This is a genomic window from Streptomyces sp. NPDC007095, assembly GCF_040634475.1.
Taxonomy (GTDB): Bacteria; Actinomycetota; Actinomycetes; order Streptomycetales; family Streptomycetaceae; genus Streptomyces.
This window is the reverse complement of the sequence record NZ_JBEYFS010000440.1, coordinates 1-3970: the sequence shown is the minus strand read 5'-3', so window position 1 is coordinate 3970 and position 3970 is coordinate 1. Positions and strand designations below refer to the sequence as shown.

Annotated in this window: 4 protein-coding genes; 1 reads left to right on the top strand and 3 read right to left on the bottom strand. The window is 68.8% G+C overall.

Features of this window, described 5'->3' with window-relative positions; all coding sequences use genetic code 11:
- Positions 1-68: 68 nt before the first annotated feature.
- The 3 genes from ABZ656_RS56870 to ABZ656_RS56860 form a co-directional block, all read right to left on the bottom strand.
- A complete protein-coding gene (locus ABZ656_RS56870; RefSeq protein ID WP_101402475.1) occupies positions 69-257 on the bottom strand; it encodes a ferredoxin in 189 nt (62 codons plus the stop codon).
- On the bottom strand, positions 254-1543 hold the full coding sequence (locus ABZ656_RS56865; protein ID WP_360280445.1) for a cytochrome P450: 1290 nt from the start codon (positions 1541-1543) through the stop codon (positions 254-256). The genes ABZ656_RS56870 and ABZ656_RS56865 overlap by 4 nt, the downstream gene beginning before the upstream one ends.
- A 157-nt stretch (positions 1544-1700) precedes the next feature.
- The gene (locus ABZ656_RS56860; protein WP_360280448.1) at positions 1701-2132 is read right to left on the bottom strand and encodes an SRPBCC family protein; all 432 of its coding nucleotides are present in this window, start codon (positions 2130-2132) and stop codon (positions 1701-1703) included.
- Between the two features lie 953 nt (positions 2133-3085).
- Here ABZ656_RS56860 and ABZ656_RS56855 point away from each other — a divergent pair.
- Entirely contained in the window at positions 3086-3880 is a 795-nt protein-coding gene (locus tag ABZ656_RS56855) for a SigB/SigF/SigG family RNA polymerase sigma factor (RefSeq protein WP_101403973.1), read from the top strand.
- Positions 3881-3970: the final 90 nt, after the last annotated feature.

Here is a 3970-nt window from a genome sequence, read left to right as displayed (position 1 = left end):
GCCGTCGCGATCCGCGTGAAGGAGTGGTGCCGGTCGTGGCCCCGCACGGTGTGCGCGGGCCACGACCGTCAGTCCACCGTGATGGCACGCTCGGGGCAACTGCCCATCGCCGTACGCACGGTCTCCTCGAACTCGGCGGGTACTTCCGGCGTGAGCACCACCGCGTAGCCGTCGTCGGTCAGGTCGAACACCTCGGGGCAGAGCGACCAGCAGACCCCGTGTCCCCGGCAGCGGTCCTCGTCGACCTTCGCCTTCACCGCGCCGGCTCCTCGGCGAGGGTGAACTCGATGTTCAGGTTGGTCAGACCGCGCAGGATGTACGTCGGGATGTAGCGGTACCGGCGCTCGCCCTCGGGGCCGTGCACGCGCGCCGAGAGCCTGATGTCGGCCGTGCGGTCGAGGAGCCGCTCGATGGCCACCCGGCCCTCGGCACGGGCCAGCGGCGCACCGGGGCAGGTGTGGATGCCCCGTCCGAACGCGATGTGGTGGCGGGCGTTGGAGCGGGAGGGGTCGAAGGTGTCCGGCTCGTCGAAGTGGCGGGGGTCGCGGTTCGCGGCCCCGTTCAGCACCATCACCGTGGTGCCGGCCGGTATGTCGACGCCGCCCACCGTGGTCGGCACCCTGGACAGCCGGAAGTCGCCCTTGATCGGGCTCTCCATCCGCAGCGCCTCTTCGATGAAGTTGGGGATGAGGCCGCGCTCCTCGCGCAGTCGCCGCTGCAGCTCGGGGCGTTCGACGAGCAGCTTGAGGGCGGAGCTGAGCAGCCGGACCGTGGTCTCCTGGCCCGCCGCGAAGAGATTGGTCGCCACCCGGGCCACATCGGCGACGTCGGGTGCCGAGCCGTCCGGGAACGTCGCCGAGGCCAGACCGGAGAGCACGTCGTCGCGCGGTTCGCGGCGCCGCTCCTCGACATAGGACGCGAACCGCTCGTACAGATACTCCAGCGGCGTGTGCTCCATCTCCCGTTCCGTGCTGCCCACACCGCCGTCCGCCTGCGGCCGGTGCTCCAGCCCCCTGACGAACTCCGCGCGGTCCTCGTCGGGCACGCCGAGCAGATCGGTGATGACCCGCAGGGTGAACGGGCCCGCGAAGCCGCTGATGAAGTCGCCCTCGCCCAGGGCGAGGAACGTGTCCAGCTGACGGTCGGCCAGCCGCCACATCGCCGCCTCGTTCTCCTTGAGACGTCTCGGTGTGATCAGCCGCATCAGCAGCGCGCGGTGGTCCGTGTGCGTCGGTGGGTCGAGGGTCGGAAGCTGGTCGCTGAAGGGGAGTTCGGCACGGTGCCGCTCGATGAGCTCGGTCACGTCGTCCCCTTCGAGCGGGACCGGGAACCCCGGGAAGGGGCCGGTCACCGAGAGGCACGACGAGAACGTCTCGCTGTCGTTGAACACTTGAACCGCTTCGTCGTACCCCGTCACCATCATCACGTCGTGGTGGTTCTCGCGCTGTACGGGACACTTCCCGCGCATCGCCTCGAAGTACGGGTAGGGGTCCGCGACGAGTCCGTCGTCCCGGAAGAAGTTCATCGCCTCGAAGTCGTTCACCGTGTGCAACGCTCCCTTCGGCACCGCAACGCGTGTGTCCCGGTGGTCGTGAATGGTGGGTCGGCTGGGCTCGGGCGGCTGTCGAGCCGTCTCAGGGCAGTGGTTCGGCGACGCGGTGGATCTCGGCGTCGGCACTGTGGACCACCCCGGGCTGGTGTCAGATTTCGACGCACATCGGCACCATGGTGATCGAATGCACCAGTTCGAGGAGGCGGCGTGCCCGGTCGGGCAGCGCGTCGAGCGGGAAGTCGTCGCAGTACGCGAGCGCTTCCTCGATGCGGGGGAAGCCGATGTCGTAGAGCGCCTGAAGTTCGGTCATGTCGCTCGCCAGGCGGCGCTCGTAGCGCTCGGGCTCGGTGGCCAGGCACCAGGCCGCGACGATCGACCTGTGGAAGTGCCGTACCGGCAACTCCTGGTCGTTGAGGGGGGAGTCGTCGCGGGCCGCCCGTGACTCCAGCGCCCGCTGGGTGTCCACGAGGGTGCCGGCGTCCTGGAGCGCGAACTCCTTGAACATGACGACCGCGCACTCCTGGGCGGCGCGCTCGCCGGCGGTTCGTGCGACATCACTCCCGTGCCCAGGGCCGGGTATTGCTCGGTCCAGCTGCCCTCGACCGGCTTCGGATAAAAGGCCATCGCGTCAGTCCTCCGATACGGGCGTTGCCTGAGCAGTTCCGACCGCGCGGGGGGAGAACTCCATTCTCCTCATTGAGTATTAGATTTCCACGGTGTGGCCGCCCCGTCAACGGTCGGTGGGGGTCCGGGTGAATCCGGGGTCAGGTGCGGGATGATGCGGCCGTGGTGCCTCTCGTGGGCGAGGCGAGAGGTGCAGGTCGCCGGGGCGCCGGTGCCGCGCGGACGGCAACATCTCGGCCGGTCATCCGGATCAGGCATGTCGGCATCACGCCCCGTTCTTTCGGTGCGCCTGCCCTGAAGGCCGCCCTGAAGGCCGCCCTGAAGGCCGCCCTGAACGCCGCCCTGAAGGCCGTCCTGAAGGCCGTCCTGAAGGCCGCCCGGGCCGTCGATGTCCGCACGGCAGACGTTCGGGACGGACGCCGGGGTCGCGATGTTCGCTCACCGGTCCGTGGGGGATGCGGCTCGTGTGCGCGTTGTTCCGGCGGGCCGGCTCGCCACCTGTGCCGACGTGCCCCGCCTCGGATCCGCATCGCGAATCCGGCGCCGAATCGCTCTTGTCGTGCGGCGCATTGCGCGGTGAATTGCTTGGCGGCGGGTTCGGAGATCGTGCGGAGTTTGTGCGGCGAATTCACGCCGCACGGGTGGCGTACGGATATGGATTCGCGGACGATCCGTGACGCTCCAGAATCGTCCAATCGCCCGGCGTCACGTTCTTTGGGTGATCCTCCGGGGAGTGTTCCCGAGTTGTTTGGCTGACCGATATGGGGGAATTGTCACCTCAGTGCTTCGGACAGGAGGCACGTCCGTGGGAGCTGGTTCGCCAGATCGCCGGTCTCCTGTCCGGCTTTTTGTGCTTGCCCTCCCATGGGGACTGCCCCGTCGGCAACCCCTGAGGGAGTTGTGAGCATCATGCGCATGACGTCCGGCACCAATAGACACCCCCACGACGACGCCCCCGACACCGCCGCGGCGTTCGTCCGCCTCGCCGGCCTGCCCGCGGGGCCCGAGCGGCAGGCGCTGCGCGAGGAGATCATCCGGTCCTGGCTGCCCATGTCGGAACGTGTCGCCGGCCGCTACCGGGGCAAGGGAGAGTCCGTCGAGGACCTCAACCAGGTCGCCGCGCTGGGCCTCGTCAAGGCCGTCGACCGCTACGACCCCGAGCTCGGCAACGCCTTCGAGAGCTACGCCGTCCCCACCATCACCGGCGAGATCAAACGCCACTTCCGCGACCACATGTGGACCCTGCACGTCCCGCGCCGCGTCCAGGACGTGCGCAACAGGGTGCGCGCGGCCCTCAAGGACCTGTCGCAGACGATGCAGGGCCAACGGCCCTCCGTCGCCGAGATCGCCGCGTACGCGCACCTGAGCGAGGACGAGGTACGCACCGGTCTCGAGGCCCTGGACAGCTTCTCCGCCCTCTCCCTGGACGCCGAACTGCCCGGCGGGGACGACGGCTACGCGCTCAACGACGCGCTCGGCGCGCCCGACACCGGATTCGACCTGGTCATCGACCGCGAGTCGGTCAAACCGGCCCTGTACGAGCTCCCCGAGCGCGAACGGACCATCCTCTACCTGCGCTTCTTCCAGGGTATGACGCAGAGCTGCATCGCCGATCAACTCGGCATCTCACAGATGCACGTCTCCCGCCTCCTCAGCGACTGCTGCTCCACCCTGCGCGAACAGGTGCTCGCCGATGCGGCCTAGGCCCTGTCGTCAAATTCCCGTCTGCCCTGCGACGCCATGCACGCACTCTCACCGCACCAGGCACAGACCCAAGTACGTCCAGTACGAGGG